10 protein-coding genes are annotated in these 19144 nt (G+C 65.5%); 2 read left to right on the top strand and 8 right to left on the bottom strand.

Annotated features, from left to right (window positions below; all coding sequences use genetic code 11):
* Positions 1-28: 28 nt before the first annotated feature.
* The 8 genes from putA to clpS form a co-directional block, all read right to left on the bottom strand.
* Positions 29-3850, bottom strand: a complete 3822-nt coding sequence (putA, locus tag A9973_RS16720; protein ID WP_183014843.1) for a trifunctional transcriptional regulator/proline dehydrogenase/L-glutamate gamma-semialdehyde dehydrogenase — start codon at positions 3848-3850, stop codon at positions 29-31.
* Positions 3851-3994: 144 nt separating this feature from the next.
* Positions 3995-4642: a membrane integrity-associated transporter subunit PqiC gene (locus A9973_RS16715; protein ID WP_370539499.1), complete on the bottom strand. Its 648-nt coding sequence runs from the start codon at positions 4640-4642 to the stop codon at positions 3995-3997.
* Between the two features lie 5 nt (positions 4643-4647).
* Complete coding sequence (locus A9973_RS16710; protein ID WP_183014842.1) at positions 4648-6318, bottom strand: intermembrane transport protein PqiB; 1671 nt, start codon at positions 6316-6318, stop codon at positions 4648-4650.
* 40 nt (positions 6319-6358) lie between these two features.
* Positions 6359-7708 carry a PqiA/YebS family transporter subunit gene (locus A9973_RS16705; protein ID WP_183014841.1) on the bottom strand — a complete coding sequence of 450 codons (1350 nt, stop codon included), beginning with the start codon at positions 7706-7708 and terminating at the stop codon, positions 6359-6361.
* A complete protein-coding gene (clpA, locus tag A9973_RS16700) occupies positions 7708-10020 on the bottom strand; it encodes an ATP-dependent Clp protease ATP-binding subunit ClpA (protein ID WP_183014840.1) in 2313 nt (770 codons plus the stop codon). Before clpA ends, A9973_RS16705 begins: the two co-directional genes overlap by 1 nt.
* A gap of 55 nt (positions 10021-10075) precedes the next feature.
* Positions 10076-12295 (bottom strand): penicillin-binding protein 1C, encoded by a 2220-nt coding sequence (gene pbpC, locus A9973_RS16695; protein WP_183014839.1) that lies wholly within the window; start codon positions 12293-12295, stop codon positions 10076-10078.
* A complete protein-coding gene (locus A9973_RS16690) occupies positions 12292-17529 on the bottom strand; it encodes an alpha-2-macroglobulin (RefSeq protein ID WP_370539498.1) in 5238 nt (1745 codons plus the stop codon). Before A9973_RS16690 ends, pbpC begins: the two co-directional genes overlap by 4 nt.
* Before the next feature lie 151 nt (positions 17530-17680).
* On the bottom strand, positions 17681-17995 hold the full coding sequence (clpS, locus tag A9973_RS16685) for an ATP-dependent Clp protease adapter ClpS (RefSeq protein WP_006220276.1): 315 nt from the start codon (positions 17993-17995) through the stop codon (positions 17681-17683).
* 226 nt (positions 17996-18221) lie between these two features.
* Between clpS and A9973_RS16680 the strand changes: the two genes are divergently transcribed.
* Positions 18222-18467: a cold-shock protein gene (locus tag A9973_RS16680; RefSeq protein WP_006220277.1), complete on the top strand. Its 246-nt coding sequence runs from the start codon at positions 18222-18224 to the stop codon at positions 18465-18467.
* 95 nt (positions 18468-18562) lie between these two features.
* Positions 18563-19090 carry a DUF192 domain-containing protein gene (locus tag A9973_RS16675; RefSeq protein ID WP_183014838.1) on the top strand — a complete coding sequence of 176 codons (528 nt, stop codon included), beginning with the start codon at positions 18563-18565 and terminating at the stop codon, positions 19088-19090.
* Positions 19091-19144 lie beyond the last annotated feature (54 nt).

Raw genomic sequence — 19144 nt, 5'->3', positions numbered from 1 at the left:
GCCCTCGAGGGTTACCGCACGGTCACTTTCAGCCGATGGTCATGAGGCTGGCGTTGCCCCCTGCCGCGGCCGTATTCACGCTGATGGAGCGCTCGGTCAGCAGGCGTTCCGGCACATAGCCGGCCCCCGCCGCCAGGGCGTCGGAGGTCAGGCCGTGCACCGACAGGATGGCACCGGGACGCTGCGCGATGCGCTGGTTGAGCGCCTGCAGCGCATCGCCGTCGCCTTCGAACAGCACCGCCTGGTAATCCGCCTGATCGACCTCGTCGTCGGCCAGGATGCCTGCCTGGCCCTGCTGTTCGGCATCCAGCGTGGCCAGCAGCGCTTGCGCGGCCGGCGTGTCCGCGAACCAGGCGTGGTTGCCCGTCAGGCGGGCCACCGACCACTGCGCCCGCGCGCCGGCCTCGGTGGCCGCCACGCAATACACGGCGCCGCGCGGCTCGACCATATAGGTGTTGGTCTCGCCGGTAGGGCCGGGCAGCGCCATGCGCTGCGGCAGCGGCGCGGCGGCGTCCAGCGCCGGCGGCAAGCCCGCCGGACGGGTGCCCAGCAGGCGGTACATGTACAGCGGGCCACCGGCTTTGGGGCCGGTGCCCGACAGGCATTCGCCGCCGAAGGGCTGCACGCCCACGACCGCGCCCACGATGTTGCGGTTGACGTAGACGTTGCCGGCATGGACCTGCCCCGTCACGTGCGCGATCGTTTCGTCGATGCGGGTATGCACGCCGAACGTCAGGCCGTAGCCGGTGCCGTTGATGGCATCCAGCAACGCGTCCAGTTCCTCGCGCTTGTAGCGCACCACGTGCAGCACCGGGCCGAACACTTCACGGGTCAGTTCGCTGACGTGGTCGATTTCGATGATGGTGGGCGCCACGAAAGTGCCATGGCGGCACTCGCCGTTCAGCTCGACCTGGTCCACGCGGTGGCCGGCCGTGCGCATCGTCTCGATGTGCCGCTGGATGCCGTTGCGCGCTTCGGTATCGATGACGGGCCCCACGTCCACCGACAGGCGGTCCGGGTTGCCCACGGCAAGCTCGCGCATCGCGCCGCGCAGCATCGTCAACACGTGATCGGCGTTGTCTTCCTGCACGCACAGCACGCGCAGCGCCGAGCAGCGCTGGCCGGCCGAATCGAAGGCCGAGCTCAGCACGTCGAACACCACCTGTTCGGACAGCGCGGACGAATCCACCACCATCGCGTTCTGGCCGCCCGTCTCCGCGATCAGCGGAATGGTGTGCCCATCGTCGTCCAGGCGGTCTGCCAGCGTGCGCGCGATGATGCGCGCCACGTCGGTCGACCCGGTGAACATCACGCCCCGCACGGCGGGGCTGGCCACCAGCTGGGCGCCCACGGTCTCGCCACGGCCCGGCAGCAGTTGCACGGCGCCGGCAGGCACGCCGGCCGCGCGCAGGATGGCGACCGCTTGCGCGGCGATCAGCGGCGTCTGCTCGGCGGGCTTGGCCACGACGGTGTTGCCGGCGGCCAGCGCGGCCGCGACCTGGCCCGTGAAGATGGCCAGCGGGAAGTTCCAGGGGCTGATGCACAGCACGGTGCCCAAGGGGCGGTGCGTGTCGTTGCTGAATTCGTGTTCGGCCTGGTCCGCGTAGTAGCGCAGGAAGTCCACGGCTTCGCGCACTTCGGCGATGGCGTTGGGCAGCGATTTGCCTGCTTCACGCACGATCAGGCCCAGCAGGGTCTGCATCTGCTCTTCCAGCAATTGCGCGGCACGGCGCAGGCACTGCGCCCGCTCCGCCACCGGCGTCGATTGCCAGATGGGCGCCGTGTTGGCGGCGGCGCGCAAGGCGGTGTCGGCCTCGTCGGCTTGCGCCTCGATCACATGGCCCACGACGTCGCGCAGATTGGCGGGGTTGCGCACTTCAATGGCACGCGCCGCGTCCCAAGCCTGCTCCCCCTCGCCCAGCATCGGACCCGCGCGCCACGGCGTGCCGGCGCTGGCCAGCAACGCGGCGGACAGCGAGCCCAGGCGGTGTTCGTTGGTAAGATCCAGGCCCGCCGAGTTGGCGCGGGCGCCCTGCTGCAGATTGCCGTACAGTTCGCGCGGCAATGCGATCTTCTCGTGCGGCGCGCCCAGCGGCACGATACGCGAGGCGGCGTCCACCGGATCGGCCACCAGCGTTTCGACCGGAATGCTGTCGTCGCCGATCAGGTTCACGAACGAGGTATTGGCGCCGTTTTCCAGCAGTCGGCGCACCAGGTACGCCAGCAGCGTTTCATGCGTGCCGACCGGCGCGTAGATGCGGCACGGGCGGTTCAGCTTGCCTTGGGCCAACGGGCCGACCACTTCGTCGTACAGCGGTTCGCCCATGCCGTGCAGGCACTGGAATTCGTATTGGCCGGGATAGTAGTTCTGACCGGCCAGCTGATAGATCGCCGCCAGCGTGTAGGCGTTGTGCGTGGCGAATTGCGGGTACACGGCTTCGGGCGCGCCCAGCAGCTTGCGGGCGCAGGCCAGGTAGGCCACGTCGGTGTACAGCTTGCGGGTATAGACGGGGTAGCCTTCCAGGCCGTCCACCTGGGCGCGCTTGATTTCGCTGTCCCAGTATGCGCCCTTCACCAGCCGCACCATCACGCGGTGGCGGCTGCGGCGGGCCAGGTCGATCACGTAGTCGATGACGAACGGCGCGCGCTTCTGGTAGGCCTGGATGACAAAGCCGATGCCGTTCCAGCCGTCGAGTTCGGGTGCGAAACAGAGCGCCTCCAGCAAGTCCAGCGAGATCTCCAGGCGGTCGGCCTCTTCGGCGTCGATGTTCAAGCCGATATCGTAGCTGCGGGCCAGCGCCGTCAGCGCCTTCACGCGCGGCAGCAGTTCCGCGATGACGCGTTCGCGCTGGCTGCGCGAATAGCGCGGATGCAGCGCCGACAGCTTGATCGAGATGCCGGGGCCTTCATAGATGCCGCGGCCGGCCGCAGCCTTGCCGATGGCGTGGATGGCCTGCTCGTAAGACGCGTAGTAGCGGTCGGCGTCTTCCGCCGTGGTCGCAGCCTCGCCCAGCATGTCGTACGAATAGCGGAAGCCGCGCGCTTCCATCTTGCGGTTGTTGGCCAGCGCCTCAGAGATGGTCTGGCCCGAAACGAACTGTTCGCCCATCATGCGCATGGCCATGTTCACGCCCTTGCGCACCAGCGGTTCGCCGCCCTTGCCGATCAGGCGGGTCAGCGCCTTGGACAGCGACTGCTCGCTGCTCACGGCCACCAGCTTGCCGGTGATCATCAGGCCCCAGGTGGCGGCGTTGACGAACAGCGATTGCGAACCGCCCATATGGGACTTCCAGTCGCCGCGGGCGACCTTGTCGCGGATCAGCGCGTCGCGCGTGGCGCGGTCGGGAATGCGCAGCAGCGCTTCGGCCAGGCACATCAGCGCCACGCCTTCCTGGCTGGACAGCGAGAATTCCTGGATCAGCCCTTCGACGCCGCCGCCGGTGCGCTTGCCGCGCAGCTTCTTGACCAGGTCGGTCGCCATCGCGTGGACCTTTTCCAGGTTCGGCATGCGAGCCTGGCCCAGCAGCAGCGGCACGCATTCCGGCTCGGGGCGGCGATAGGCCGCGGTGATCGCGGCGCGCAGCACGGATTGCGGTTGCACATCCTGGCCGAACTCGTAGAAAGGCGGCGTGGGCGCCGACTGGCTATCGCCGGCATCGTCTTCCGTGCCCGCATCAATGCCCAGGTGCGACATTTCGGCAGGCAGATGGCCGCGCTCGATCTTGTCCAGGTAGGCAAGGATCGCCTGCTTGTGCAGCCAGTGAGGCGTGCAATTGAGCTTGTGCGCGGCGGCCTTCAGGCGGTCGCGTAGTGCGTCATCGACTTTGACGCCAAGGGTCGTGCTGGCCATAAGAGATTGCTTCCTGTCGCATGGCAAAGGTAATACCGGGCTCAAAAAGAACCCAGCATGGGTAGGACCGTATGCTAGACAGGTTGCAACCGTGTTTGTATTAAGGTTAACCCTAGGTTAACCGCTTGAGATCACGTAGATTTCTCAATCCTTCAAGGCCGAGCAACCCAGCATCTGCACAGATCCTGATCCTGCGGGGGCCTGCCCCCGGATGGCCGAGGCCATCACGCCGGCCAGACTGACCACGGCGCGCTGCTGCGCGGCGATCAGCGCGGGGACGCCGGCTTGCGACACGGGTTCCGTGACCACGCTGCGGCAAAGCAGCCCCGTGCCCTTCATATTGACGGGCCGGACGCGCCAGGTCGCATCCAGCTGCGCCATGCTGCCGGTCACGAGATCAAAGCGCTGCACGTCGGTCTGCACCCGCCAGACGGCCGCGCCCGGACCGGGTTTGACCATCTGCACGTCCAGCGCGCCCAGCTCCCGCTTCAGCGCATCCGACAGCGCGCCGCGCAACTCGTCGCCCAGCGGCGAACTCCAGCGTTCCGAATACAGCGCCGACACGCTGCCGTCGCCCGTGCGCACCATCAACTGCGGCTGATCCGCCTGGGTCGACAGGCTGACAGGCTGGACTTCGATCAAGAAGCCCGCCGGCGCAGTGGCGGATGCTGGCGCCGACGCTGTCGGCCCTTGCAGCGTGTAGTAGTTCACCGGTGGCGACGAGCCGCAGCCCGCCAGGGCGGCGCCGGCAACCAGCAGGGACAGGACGGTACGCATGGGGGAAATAGTCATGTTCTTCAGTTCCTGACAGGGCCTGCGCCGGGAATCGGGTCATTGCCGCGGCCACGCAGCAAGGCTTCGGGATTCGATTGCAGGAAGTCGGCCAACGCCCGCAGCGAACGCGCCGCGCGGCTCAGTTCCTGCATCGCCTTTTCGGTATTGACCGGCAAGGAGGCGTCCGACGCCAGCATCGCGTTGATGTTGGCCATCGACTCCTTGGCCTGCTTCAACATGCTCTGCGCTTCCGGCGCCACCTGCTTGTCCAGGCGGGTCATCAGCTTGGAGGTGCTGGCCAGCGTGGTGCGCAGGTCTTCGCCGATCTTGTCGAACGGGATCTTCTCGATCTTGGCGACGATGTTGCTGACCTGCTGCTGCAGTTGGTCCAGGTTGCCCGGGATCGTCGGGATGATGGCCGGATCGGACGGCTTGAACTCCACCGGCTTGGCATTCGGGAAGTCGTCCAGCACCACGTACAACTGGCCGGTCAGCAAGTTGGACGTGCGCAGCTGCGCGCGCAGGCCGTGCTTGACCATCACGCCCAGCAAGCGGGTGCCGGCCACGTCGCCGTCCTTCGTCGCGCGCTCGCGCACTTCCTCGTACACGCGGCCCAGGCGCTCCGGATACAGCGTGGCGTCCACCAGCGAATAGAAGCGCTTGGAGACCGGATCGAAGTCCAGGTTGATCTGCGTGACATTGCCCAGCGTGATGCCGTTGAAGTCGATCGGCGCGCCGACCGCCAGCCCGCGGATCGACTGGTCAAAGCGCATGCGGATCGGGAAGGCCTCACCGTCCGGATTGGCCTTGGCGGCCGATTCGGTGGGATACAGGTCAAAATTCGCGTCGGCGGGCGCGGGCGCCGCACCGTCGCGCGCGCTCTGGACGGGCTCGAACGCCACGCCGCCCACCGCCATCGACACGAGCGACTGCGTGCGCACCTTCAAACCGTCGGCGTTCACGCTGAAGTCCACGCCGCTGGCGTTCCAGAAGCGCGTGCCGTTGGTCACGAACTTGTCGTTCGGCGCATCCACGAACACTTCCACATTCACGGCGCCGCCGGTCTTGTCCAACGCATAGCCGATCACGCGGCCCACATTGATGCGGCGGAAATACACCGGAGAACCGATATCCAGCGATCCCAGGTCGGACGCCTTCAACATGAAGCGCTTGCCCGCGCGGTCATGCGTGACCGCGGGCGGAATCTCCAGCCCTTCGAAATTCAGCTTGGTGGCCTTGGCGCTGGATCCGTTCTTGCCTTCGACGGCGTCCACGCCGATGTAGGCGCCGGACAGCAACGTGCCCAGGCCGGATACGCCGCTCACGTCCAGCCGCGGCCGGACCACCCAGAAATTGGTGCCCTCGCGCGCCAGGTCGGCCACTTCCTTGGCCAGCGCGGCCTGCACGACCACCTTGCTGCGGTCTTCATTGAAGCCGATGGACTTGACCGTGCCGATGTTCACGTCCTTGTAGCGCAGCTGGGTCTTGCCCACTTCCAGCCCTTCGGCCGTATTGAATGAAATGGAGATGTCGGGCCCGGCCTGCATCCACGTGCGCACAACCAGGGATATGCCCATCAAGGCTGCCACGATCGGCACCAGCCAGATCCATGAGATCCTGCTCTTCTGCTTGCGCGAGATGGTCGGCGAACGGTACTGCTTGTCGTCACCGGATCCAGGAGCTTGGTCGGACATCAACTTTCCTTTTTTCTTCTTAAGTGGGAAACCACGGTTGCTAGCCCACTTCTTTGCTTGTTACAGGCGCCATTTGCCGCTGTGCGTGTTGCTGCGCCGGTGCCGGGGGAGCCCTTCCCTCGACTTCGGGCATATCGATCTCGCTCTCGCCTTCCAGATCCCAACTGCGCCGCAGGTCGAAGCTCATGGCGGCCAGCATGGTCAGGATCACCACCACCCCAAAGGCCGCAGCGCCCGCGCCGGCGCTGATTTCCATCAGTCCCTGAAAATCGGCCAGCGCCGCCAGCAATATAACGACAAAAACGTCCAGCATCGACCACTGGCCGATGAACTCGACCATTTGATACAAGCGGGTGCGCGGCCGCAAGTTGGTCGTGCTGCGCCATTGTTCGGTCAACAGCAGCAGGATCAACGCCAGCAGTTTGGTCAACGGCACGGCCACGCTGGCGATGAAGACGATCAGCGCGATGTCCCAGGAACCCATCTCCCATAGCTCGACGACACCGCCCAGAATGGTGTGGGCGCTGTCACCCAGCACGGATCTGACCTCCATGACGGGCAGCACGTTGGCGGGAATGTAGAACACCACCGCCGCCAGCAGCAGCGCCCAGGTGCGGGCCAGATGGTCCGGCTTGCGGTAGTGCACGACCGCGTCGCAGCGCACGCAATGGTGTTCTTCTTCGGGGTCCGCATCGCGCGGCAGCGCCTGCACCTGGCCGCAGACATGGCAGCCGGCCAGCACCGTATCCGGCGAGCTTTCAGGGATGTGCACGGGCACCACGTCCACGGACTCTGCGTATCGCCACAGCACATGCGGCGACAGCCGCCCCAGCATCGTCAGGAAAATGGTCAGCACGCCGAAGGCGCCCAGCCCGATGCCCGGCGACACCGCCGCCATGCCGGCCAGTTTCACCACCGCGACCAGCACGCCCAGCAGGAACACGGGCACCATGCACCACGGCCGCAGCACGCCCAGCAGCCGCATCGCGCCGCGGAACGCCACGGGCTCGCGGCCTTGCGACAAGGGCCCCAGCACCCACAGCAGCACCGTCAGTTGCAGGAGCGGCAACGCGAAGCCGGCCAGCCCCGTCATGACGGCGACCACCCAATGGCCTTGACGCCAGGTAATGGAAATGGCGTCCAGCAAGGACGCCTCTTGAACCATGCCCTGAACGGACATGGAAGCGACCGGGTAGGCGTTGGCCACCCCGAAAATGATCAGGGCAGAGATGGCGAGGGCCAGCCAATTGGACAGACTAAGCCCGCTGTAGCGCCAAAGTATGGCTCCGCAGCGGGCGCAATTGGCAGTCTCACCAGGTTCAAGCTGATGTCGGCGATAAACGCTTGCGCAGTGTTCGCACTCGATCAGCGGCTGGCGGTCCGCGGTCATCAATCGATCAGTTCGACTTCCTGCTTGTCAGGCGCATCCGATGAAGGCGGCTTGCCGCTATCGTCGAAGTCCAGCGTCACCTTGCCCGCATCGTCCAGGTCGACCGTGACCGACCCCCCGTCGACCAGCTTGCCGAACAACAGTTCGTCGGCCAGCGCGCGGCGGATGGTGTCCTGGATGAGACGTTGCATGGGACGTGCGCCCATGAGCGGGTCGAACCCCTCCTTGGCAAGGTGTTCGCGCAGTTTCGTGGTGAACACGGCTTCCACGCGGCGCTCATGCAATTGGTCTTCCAGCTGCATGAGGAACTTGTCCACCACGCGCAGGATGACCTCGCGGTCCAACGCGGCGAACGGAATGATCGCATCAAGGCGGTTGCGGAATTCAGGCGTGAACATGCGGCGGATTTCCGCCATTTCGTCGCCCAGCATCCGCGAATTGGCAAACCCGATCGACGGACGGTTCAAGGTTTCGGCGCCCGCGTTCGTCGTCATGATCAGGATGACGTTGCGGAAGTCCGCCTTGCGGCCGTTGTTGTCGGTCAGCGTGCCGTGGTCCATGACCTGCAGCAGGATGTTGAACACATCCGGGTGCGCCTTTTCGATTTCATCCAGCAGCAGCACGCAATGCGGCTGCTTCGTGATGGCTTCGGTCAACAAGCCGCCCTGGTCGAACCCGACATATCCCGGCGGCGCGCCGATCAGGCGCGACACCGCATGGCGTTCCATGTATTCCGACATGTCGAAACGCAGCAGCTCGACCCCCAGCGTGAACGCCAGCTGGCGCGCCACTTCGGTCTTGCCCACGCCCGTGGGACCCGACAGCAGGAAGGCGCCGATCGGCTTTTCCGGCTTGCCCAGACCCGAGCGCGCCATCTTGATGGCGGCAGCCAGCGCATCGATCGCGCCGTCCTGGCCGAACACGACCGTTTTCAGGTCGCGGTCCAGCGTGGCCAGCTTGCTGCGGTCGTCGTTGGAAACGGACTGCGGCGGAATGCGGGCGATCTTGGAGACGATGTTCTCGATGTCCACCTTGCCGATCACCTTCTTCTGGCGCGACCGCGGCAACAGGCGCTGTGCGGCGCCGGCCTCGTCGATCACGTCGATGGCCTTGTCAGGCAGGTGACGGTCGTTGATGAAGCGCGCGGACAGCTCGGCAGCCGCCGACAGGGCCGCGGCCGAATAACGGACGCTGTGGTGCTCTTCGAAGCGGCTCTTCAGCCCGCGCAGGATCTGCACGGTCTGCTCGACGCTGGGCTCCGGCACGTCGATCTTCTGGAACCGGCGCGACAGCGCGTGGTCCTTTTCGAACACGCCGCGATACTCGGTGTACGTGGTGGCGCCGATGCACTTGAGCTGCCCGGAAGACAACGCCGGCTTCAGCAGGTTGGACGCGTCCAGCGTGCCGCCCGACGCCGAACCGGCGCCGATCAGCGTGTGGATCTCGTCGATGAACAGGATTGCGTCGGGGTTGCCGCGGATCTGCTTCAGCACGCCCTTCAGACGCTGTTCGAAATCGCCGCGGTACTTGGTGCCGGCCAGCAGCGCGCCCATGTCCAGCGAAAAGACCTGGGCGGCCTGCAGGATTTCGGGCACTTCGCCGCGCGTGATGCGCCAGGCCAGGCCTTCGGCGATGGCGGTCTTGCCCACGCCGGCCTCGCCGACCAGCAGCGGGTTGTTCTTACGGCGGCGGCACAACACCTGGATCACGCGCTCGACTTCGTGCTCGCGTCCGATCAGGGGATCGATGCGGCCCGCCAGCGCGGCGGCGTTCAGGTCCGTGGCGTACTGATCCAGCGGCGACTGACGCGATTCGCCCTGTTCTTCACCATTGGACTGCTGCTCTTTCTGCACGGCGGCGGACTCCACCTGGGGCTGTTTGGTAATGCCATGCGACAGGAAATTGACGACATCCAGCCGCGTCACGCCCTGCTGTTGCAGGTAATAAACAGCGTGGGAATCCTTTTCGCCGAAAATGGCCACCAGCACGTTCGCGCCGGTGACGGGCTTCTTGCCGGTGCCGCCTGCGGAAACATGCATGATCGCGCGCTGGATCACGCGCTGGAATCCCAGCGTCGGCTGCGTGTCGACCTCGGCGCCGCTGGGGATCACGGGCGTGTTCTCCGAGACGAACTGGCGCAGGTTGCGGCGCAAATCGTCCAGGTTCGCCGCGCACGCGCGCAGAACCTCGACTGCCGAAGCGTTATCGAGCAGTGCCAATAGCAGATGCTCGACGGTAATAAATTCGTGCCGGGCCGAACGGGCCTCGACGAAAGCCATATGCAGGCTGACTTCAAGCTCTTGAGAAATCACGCTTCCTCCGTATTGCATCGAAGCGGTCAAATACACGATTCATATTCTATGCCGATCATGGCGTAACGCCAGAGATTTCAAAAACCACTCTGTCGTGGCGACCATGCGCGTCCATGACGGTAAGCGTATACCGGCCGTCTTGCGCCAGCACTAATTTAAACGGATGACTCGACGCGCCGTGGTTCACCACACGCCCATCAAGCATCCACCATACTTCGCCTTCGGCGCCCTGCACATCCACATCCAGCGCCACCTGCCGGCTGCCGGGCACGGGCCGCAGCACCGAACCGTTCGCCACGCCACCCAGGCGCAAAGGCCCCTGCGTGGCGTCGGCGTAGCCGGCAAAAGACGGCGGCGCCGTGTCGTTCAGCAGCCAGGCCGCGCGCTGTTCGGGGCATTCCCCCGAGGGCACGCTGCCCAGTCTGTAACCCAATGGCCAGCATGTGACTGCCGCCTGCACCGTTTCGGGCCGGCTGCGCACCTGCTGCACCCCTTCCGGTAACGCCGCCACGATATCCTGCAGTAGCGGCGCCGCCACATTCGCCCCGAAAAATCCGGGGTTCGGCGTGCCATCCGGCCGACCGACCCAGACGCCAAGCGTCCATCTGTCGGTCACCCCGATCGCCCAGGCATCCCGGAATCCGAAGCTGGTCCCGGTTTTCCAGGCCAGCCGCCGGGCCGGGCTGCCCGACTGGTAGAAAGGCCGGTCGGGATGCCCGCCGCCTTCCAGAATATCGCGGACGATCCAGGCGGCTCCAGCGCTCATCATACGGGACTCGATCCGAGGCTGCTCCGCCCGCAAACGCGGCCGGCCGGAGATCCCGCCCCGGGCCAACGCCCGATAAGCGCCGACCAGTTCTTCCAATGTGGTGCCACCCCCGCCCAAAATCAAGCTCAAATTTGGTTCGGCGCCGGCAGGCAAACGTAACCGGACGCCGCCAGCCAGCATCGCCGAGGCGAAACTGACCGGTCCAACGCGGTCCAGCAGGTCTACGGCCGGCACGTTCAGCGACCGCTGCAGCGCCTGCGCCACACTGATCGGGCCCGAAAAGGCCGCCTGGAAATTGCCCGGCGCGTAACCGCCAAACGACATGGGCGCGTCGATCAGCAGACTTTCGGAGTGGATCAGGCCTTCGTCCAACGCCTGCGCGTACAGGAACGGCTTCAGAGTAGAACCCGGCGACCGCACACCGCGCACCATATCCACATGCGCATAACGGGTATCGTCGGAAAAATCGGCGGATCCGGCGTAGGCCTTGACCTCGAGCGTGTCGTTGTCCATGACCAGGACGGCCATCGACACCTTCGGCGGCAGGTTATCGACGCGGTCCAGCAGCATGCGTTCGACCGAGGCCTGCATGTCGGCGTCCAGCGTGGACGCCACCAGCGGCGGACGTTCCCCCGGACGGCGCTTGCCGGGTCGGCCGCCGGCTTCCTGCAACACGCGCTGGGCCGCAAGCGGCGCCAGCCAGCGCGCCCGCAATGGCGGCGCGATCACGGTTTCGATCTTGGCGTCGGCGACTTCCGCCGGCGTCCAGCGGCCCAGCTCGGCCATGCGGTCCAGCACTTTGTCGCGGGCGGCCTGAGCCGCCTCTGGATGGCGGTCGGGACGCAGCCGGGACGGCGCCTGCGGCAAGGCGGTCAGCATGGCGGCTTCGGCCGGGCTCAAGTCGCGCGCCGGTTTGCCCAGCCACAGCCGCGACCCCATTTCCACGCCCTCGACGATGCCGCCCATCGGCGCGTGCGTCAGGTACAGCGACAGGATTTCATCCTTGCTGTAGTGCATTTCCAACTGCACGGCGCGCCAGGCTTGCCGCAATTTCGCGGACATCGACCGCGACGGCTTGCCAGCCAGCTGCGGATCGATCAACCGCGCGACCTGCATCGTCAGCGTGGAACCGCCCGACACGATGCGGCGGTTGGTGGCCCATTGCCAGCCGGCGCGCGCCAGCGCCACCGGATTCACTCCCGGATGCCAATAGAACCAGCGATCCTCGTAAGTCAGCAACGTGTCCATGTAGCTGGACGACACCTGGTCCGGCTTGACCGGGTAGCGCCAGATGCCGTCACGGCTGGGATAGTTGCGCAGCGGCGTGCCGTCAGCGGCGACGACAACCGCCGCCCCGCCCGAGTCGATGGGAGGAAGCGGATACAGGCGGTCAAGCACGAATAACAACGCGGCCAGCGCAAACAACACGCTGGCCGCGATGATGCCGCGCCGCCGCCAGCGACGGGCGCGCTGGGCGCCCGTCGCGGAGGTGGCGGCGGCGGTCAAGGACGCTTGGCGCCGCGGTCGCGGATGTCGACCGTGCTCCATTGCTCGCCCACGCCGCGGATTTCGGGGCGGTACATGTCTTCGGCCACCGTCGACGGCACCGCAAAGCGGCCCGGCGTCACGACACGCACCAGATAGAACACGTCCACCTTGCCGCGGCCCAAGGACACGGCGGCCACGTAGCGGTCGTCGCGGAACTCGCGATGCTTGATGTTGGAGTCCGCCATGGCGTCAGCCACGCGGCGTCCGCCGATCGTCCATTCCTGCATCTCGGGGCTTTGCGACAGGTTCAGGTTCTCGACTTCGAAGCCCGCTGGCACGCGGTCCTCGATCAGCGCATCGGGGATGCTCTGGTTGGCCGAGGCCTGCACCCACACCACCAGCATGTCGCCGGTCTGCAACGCGCCGCCGTCCCACGGCTTGCCGTCGGGCCGGTACCAGCCGCGCTTCAACTGGATGACGTCGTTGCGCGGTTTCGGCGCAACCGTCGGGCTGCCCTGGATGTCGTACTCCACGAACAGCGCTTGCGAGCCGGTGTTGACCAGTTGCGTGTTGGCCAGGTCGGCCGCCGACAGCGACACCATCTGGTCGCTCTTGCCGCCGTCCAGCGGCTTGCGCGCGCCGTTGACGGTCAGCGTGGCTTCCCACGGCGTGCCCTTGTCGCCACCGCTTGCGCGCGCGGCCAGCAGCAGCGCCATCCGTTCCTGCGTCGACAGATACGAACGGTTGCCCAGGCGCGCCGTCAGTTGCGTCATCAGGTTTTCCAGGCGCTCGTGCTTCAGGCCGTACTGGTTGGCCAGCGCATAGGCCAGCGCGTAGTCGCGCACGCTGCTGCCGTAGTCGCCCAGCCACTCGTCGTAGTAGGCGTTGTAATTGCGGCGCGGGAACCCGTATTCGCGCGTCATGGCGGCGTCCAGCGCGGACTTCATGCGCCCTTCGTCGCCCATCAGCTTGAACGCGGCGGCCAGCTGGATCAACGGCAGCGGCGAACGCGCGCGCTCCTGGTAGTTGTCGAACAACTGGCGCACGGTCGACAACGGCGCCTTCTTGTCGCGCGCCAGGGCCAGCACGGCGGTCGCCAGGCCGGCGAAGCGGCGATGGTCTTCGCGCAGGATGTTGGCGTCGCTGCCGTCGATGCGGCCTGCTTCGACATTGCGGCGCAGGTTCACCGACCACGTGCCGAATCCGTTGGACGTCTGCTGCACCTGCTCCAGCAGCCATTGGCGCGAACGGTCCAGCGTGGCTTCAGGCACTTCGAAGCCATTGTCGCGCGCGTCCTGCAGGAAGCCCACGGCATAAGCCGTCAGCCAGACGTCGCGCGAGGTGGAACCGCTCCACAAGTTGTAGGAGCCCACCGCGTTGCGCATGCCCGACAAGCGGGCGATGGCGCCCGAAACCTGGGTCGCGCGCTCGAGTTGCGTGCGCGGCTTCAGGCCGAACTGCTTGGCCACGCTGTCGTCGATCAACACCCATGGCAAGGCGCGGCTGATGGTCTGCTCGGTGCAGCCGTACGGATAGGCCAGCAGGCCTTCGACCAGGCGGTTGACGTTGAACGGCGGACGGTTCGACACGGTCATGCTGACCAAGGCCGAATCCGGATAGTACGAAGACACCCACGACGCCTGCGGCGTATTCGATTCGCCCGGATTCAGGCGCAAGCGGCGCACCTGGCGCTCGCCCGCATAGGCCGGCTGCACCTGCAGGACGGATTCACGCACGATGTGCACGGGCTTGCCGCCGCCCTGGCCATCGACGGTCAGGCGCATCAAGCCCAGTCCGTACGAACCGGTGGTGGTCGCGGTAAAGCGCAAGGTCGTGCGCTGCTTGTCCTTGAGCGTCAGCGTGCGCACGCCGTCGGGAATCGCCAGCGGATCCAGCGCTTCCAGCTTGACCGTGATCTTCTGCTCGGCCCCGCTCAAGTTGGTCACGTCCAGCGCGATCGCCGCCTGGTCGCCCGGGGTGATGAAACGCGGCGTATTCAGCTCGGCCACGATCGGCGCCGCCACCACCATCTCGGTGTCGGTGCTGCCGTAGTTGTCGGCGGTGAAGGCCACGGCCATCAGGCGCAGCGTGCCATTGAAGTCGGGCAGGTCCAGCGGGATGTCCGCCTCGCCCTGCGCGTTCAGCGTCACCGGCCCAGAGAACAGGTCGACCAGTTTGACCTTCTTCGGCAGGCTCTTGCTGTCGCCTCGCATGGCGGCGTCGCCGCCCCACTTCAGCTTGCCCTTGGTGCCGTCCATCTTCTCGATCAGCTTGCCGTACATGTCCAGCAATTCGGGCGCGTAACGGTGTTTGCCGAAGAAGAAGTCCAGCGGATCCGGCGTGGCGTACTGGTTGATGTTCAGAATGCCCACGTCCACGGCGGACAGGGTCACCGTCGCCTGCTTGCCCTGGGCGCCGTCCACCTTGACGCGCACGGTCGTCTTGTTCTCGGGCACGGCCTTGGGCGGCGCGGTCAGCTTGACGTCCAGCTTGCGGTCGGCGCTGGCGATTGGCAGGAACGCCAGGCCCAGCGCGCGCGCCGGGGTCACGCGGTCGCCTTCGCTGCCGGGACGGAACACGGCGGCGGCCACGTACAGGTCGTGACGCTTCCAGTCCTTGTTGATGGGGATCTCGACCTGCGTGCCCGTCGCTTTCACGGCCACCCAGGTGGACCACAGCATGCGGTCGCCTTCGACGGTGATCAGCGCCTGGCCGTCGTGCGGCGGCGTCAGCGTCAGCTTGACGGTGTCGCCCGGCTTGGCCGGCACGCCTTCAAGCTTCATCTGGACGCGGTCCGGGCGGTTGCCCATGGCGTCGGCGTCCTGCGCGTTCCAGCCCGCGTAGAAGCGGTAGCGCATCGTCTCGCCCGTTTCCGGGTCGGACAGTTCCAGGCGGTAGCGCCCCCACTTGACCGGGACGGTCAACTGGGTGCGGTCGGTCAACGCGAGCTCGCGCGAATCGATCAGTTCATCAGTCTCGGTATAGCCGCTGTTCCAGCCGCGCTGGTCATCGAAACGCCAGTAGTACTGGCGCTCTTCGCGGAACAGGCGCATCTGGGCCTGGGCCAGCGGTTCGATCTTGCCTTCGGCGTTCGCGCGGATCACTTCAAACGTGGCTGGCGCGCCTTCGCGGGCGACGTCGCCGTCGAATTGCGGACGCACGCCGATCAGCTTGTCGGCAGGCCAGACGCTACGCTCGATGGAGCGCACCACCGGGCGGCCGCCGGATTCCAGCAGGCTGGCCGACACCCGGAGTTTCATGGGCGAATGCGTGCCGGCGGTGCTCGACGGGACTTCCAACTGCGCATAGCCCTTGTCGTCCAGCGCCGCTTCCGGCAGCTCGCCAAACGAGCGGCGCGAATCATCCGCCACGTCTCCGAAGATGAAACCCGGCCATTGCTGGGCCAGGGCGAAGCGGTCGCGCTTGACCTGGAAGGTGGACAACAGCCGATTTCCGGCCGCGGGCGCGCCATACAGGTAGTCGCCCTGCACATCGACGGTCAGGTCGTCGCCCACGGACAGCACGTCCTGGTCGGACGTCAGCGCCATCTTCATGCGCTCGGGCAGGAATTCTTCGACCTGGAACTTCCACGACGCATCCGGCGCGCGCGACGCGGGGTCCACGCGCAATTCAAGCATCCACGAACCGGTCTGCGCGTCCAGCGGCAGGTCGATCGCGCGCTCGACATAGCCCACCAGGTCCTTCTTGGGCTGCCACAAGGTGGTCTGCACCACGCGGCCGTCGGGGCGCTTGATCGTGGCGGTCAGCGGCGCGGGGGTCAGCATGCGGCCGTCCAGATCGCGCGGCAACACCGACACATTGAAGGTTTCGCCCGGGCGGTACAGGTTGCGGCCCGCGTAGACGAACAGGTTGTTCGGGCGCGACGTATGGCCGCCCGTGTCGAACTCCGACAGGTCCAGCGCCGGCTCAGCCAGCGCCAGGACGGTCATTTCCTTGTCGCGCGACGCGCGGATGACGCGCGCATTCGCGAAGCTGCCTTCAAAACGGACGTGGCCTTGCGAATCGGCGGCGGCCTTGGCCAGCGATTTGCCGGCGCCGTCCACCAATTCGAACGTGGCGCCCGAAATGGCCTGGCCTGTCTTCAACGACACGGAATAGGCTTCGATGCGGTCGCTGTAGCGGCGCGCATGCAAGCCGATATCGCTGACGTAGAAATACGTTACCTGGTATTCGTAGCGGAAGCGGCCAGGCTGGCTCATCACCGCGATGTAGATGCCGGGCTCTTGCAGTTCCTTCACGCCTTCGACGGGCAGGAAGGTCACATGGCGGCGGTTGGGCTTGTCATCGGTCAGGAAACGGCCTTGGTACACACTGGTCGTCAACGAATTCAGGCGGTCCAGGTCCCAGTTGCTGACCGAGCCTTTCAGGCCGCGGTTGTCGGAATAGCGCCAGCCGTCGTCTTCGTCGTATTGGCCGCCCTCGCCTTCGTCATCGTCGGACTGGGCCGCGGTATTGCGGCCGATGCCCAGCACGCTTTCGAACAGTTCCGGCACGCGCTCCGGCGCCACGCGCAGGAATTGCACGTCGACTTCGGACACATTGACCGTCGCCACGGGCAGGCCGCCATTCTGGCCGGCCGGCAGTACGACGCCGCGGCTGGCGAAGTAGAACGACGGCGGCATGGCCTGGGTGGTCACTTCGCAGTTCGACGTTTCGGCCAGCACGACCTTGTCGCCCACGCCGGGCAAGCCCGAGCGCACCGTGATCGCGTACTTGCGCTGCGGCTGGATGTAGGGGAAATACACCATGCGCGGGTTGTCGCCGACGACCCAGTTGCCCTTGACGATCTTGCCCTTGGGCGCGGAGTCGCCTGGCTTGACCGAGGCCGGCTGGTCGTTCGGGGACGCGGAAGATTCGCTGTCCTGGTCCGCCTTGCCGGAGGTCGAGCCGATGTCGGTCACCTGAAGGAAGCTGTCCAGGTTGGCCTTGCCATCGACCGGTTGCGTGAACGTCACCGAGAGCGACAGCGCATCGTTATATTGGCGGGGCTGGCAGGTCAGTGCCGCAAAGGGGTCGGCCGAACCGACCACCGCGCTGGCCGGCAGCGCCGGTTTCGCGTCGCCAGCAGCGGGTGCGGCCGAATTGGCCGCCGCCGGGGTCGATGCAGCGGGTACGGGGGTTGGCGCGACCGCCTGGCGGTCCTTGCCCATCCACCAGCCCGCGCCGATGGCCCCTGCCAATACCACTACGCCGGCTACCGCCAGCCAGGTCTTGCTGATCTTTCCACTCACGGCAAACCCCTCCGCCTACTCGAAATCAATGCTCCTTTGCGGCGGAGCTGCCGACCATCATGTCCGCGTGCTTCCCGGTACGCGGATACTACTTTCCTGCAAACAGCGGACAGCACAACGCCGCCATCGCTGGCGGCGCCTTCTTTTAGTATTAGACCGGTTCCATCACGCACTGAAGCGGGTGCTGGCGCGCCCGCGCATACTGCCCGACCTGGGCAATCCGGGTCGCGGCGAGGTCGCGGGGATACACCCCGCATACTCCGCGCCCTTCGTGATGCACTTGCAACATGATCCGCGTCGCCTCTTCGTGATTCTTATTGAAGAATTTTTGCAGGACTTTCACGACGAATTCCATCGGCGTGTAGTCGTCATTGAGCAACAGGACCTGGTACATCGGAGGCGGCGCGGCGCGTGCCGGAGCCTTCTCGACGGCCAAATCATGCTGGGTATCCAAGGTAGAACTCATAGGGCGGCTATTCTATTTAAACTGGGGACGCCTAACGTGTAACTTACGCAAAATTACACGCAGAAATACGTAGTTTCCATACTTGACGACACGAAGAAAAGCAGCGCATTATCAGCGCATTCTGGGGTTTTCAACTCATCGAAAATCTGCCAGGAAGCCGGAGGGGGGACAGGGGTCTTGACCGCGATGCCCTTCTGTCAACATACGATTCAATGAGGCAGTCCGCATGTCTGATACGACCGCAACCGCCGTCCAAGGGGACAATCCCAAATCGACGGGCACCGTCAAATGGTTCAACGATGCAAAGGGGTTCGGCTTCATTACGCCCGACGACGGCGGTGAAGATTTGTTCGCCCACTTTTCGTCCATCCAGATGAATGGTTTTAAAACCCTGAAAGAAGGCCAGAAAGTGGCCTTCGAAATTATCCAGGGGCCCAAAGGCAAGCAGGCGCTTAATATCACAGCTGCCTGAGTTACCCTTAAAGTGCAACGGTAAGGTTGCGCCATCAAATTCAGGCGGGGCTTTCGAGCCCCGCCTTGTTATTTTCTCTAATACCAAGTCAGGCCATGCTGAAGAATGCTGTGTTGTTCCCTGTCAATCGCTCGTTGTTCCAAACAGCGTTCTTTAAACCGGCACGACTGAAAGCCTTGGCCACGGCGGCAGCCGCCACGGTAATGACCGCCGCGGCGCTCGCCTGGAGCGTCAGCGCGCAAGCCCAGACCGGCCCGCAAGCGCCGCTGCCGACCACCCAGCTTTCGGCGGGTATCCATATTATCCGCGCAGAAGTCGCCAATACCGACGCCACGCGCCGCGACGGCCTCATGTTCCGCAAAGAACTTCCTGGCAACGACGGCATGCTGTTCGTATTCGAACAGCCCGACGTTCAGTGTTTCTGGATGCGCAACACGCTTCTGCCGCTTTCGATAGCCTTTATCGCCGACGACGGCACGATCGTCAACATCGACGACATGGCGCCGCAGACCGAAGACCCGCATTGCGCGAAGAAACCGGTGCGCTACGCCCTGGAAATGGCCCAAGGCTGGTTTGCCGAGCACGGCATCACGGCCGGACGGAAAATCGACGGCCTGCCCTGAGCGGCGCGATCCCGGGGCGGCAATACCCCGTTCCGGATGCGACAAGGGAGCCCC

Source organism: Achromobacter sp. UMC46 (genome assembly GCF_014170335.1).
GTDB lineage: Bacteria > Pseudomonadota > Gammaproteobacteria > Burkholderiales > Burkholderiaceae_B > Achromobacter.
This window is presented reverse-complemented; position numbering and strand designations above follow the sequence as displayed.

Excerpts from the sequence above, each read along its gene's own strand:
- putA (WP_183014843.1), bottom strand. The coding sequence starts at position 3,850 with ATGGCCAGCACGACCCTTGGCGTCAAAGTCGATGACGCACTACGCGAC.
- A9973_RS16715 (WP_370539499.1), bottom strand. The coding sequence starts at position 4,642 with ATGACTATTTCCCCCATGCGTACCGTCCTGTCCCTGCTGGTTGCCGGC.
- A9973_RS16710 (WP_183014842.1), bottom strand. The coding sequence starts at position 6,318 with ATGTCCGACCAAGCTCCTGGATCCGGTGACGACAAGCAGTACCGTTCG.
- A9973_RS16705 (WP_183014841.1), bottom strand. The coding sequence starts at position 7,708 with ATGACCGCGGACCGCCAGCCGCTGATCGAGTGCGAACACTGCGCAAGC.
- clpS (WP_006220276.1), bottom strand. The coding sequence starts at position 17,995 with ATGAGTTCTACCTTGGATACCCAGCATGATTTGGCCGTCGAGAAGGCT.
- A9973_RS16680 (WP_006220277.1), top strand. The coding sequence starts at position 18,222 with ATGTCTGATACGACCGCAACCGCCGTCCAAGGGGACAATCCCAAATCG.
- A9973_RS16675 (WP_183014838.1), top strand. The coding sequence starts at position 18,563 with ATGCTGAAGAATGCTGTGTTGTTCCCTGTCAATCGCTCGTTGTTCCAA.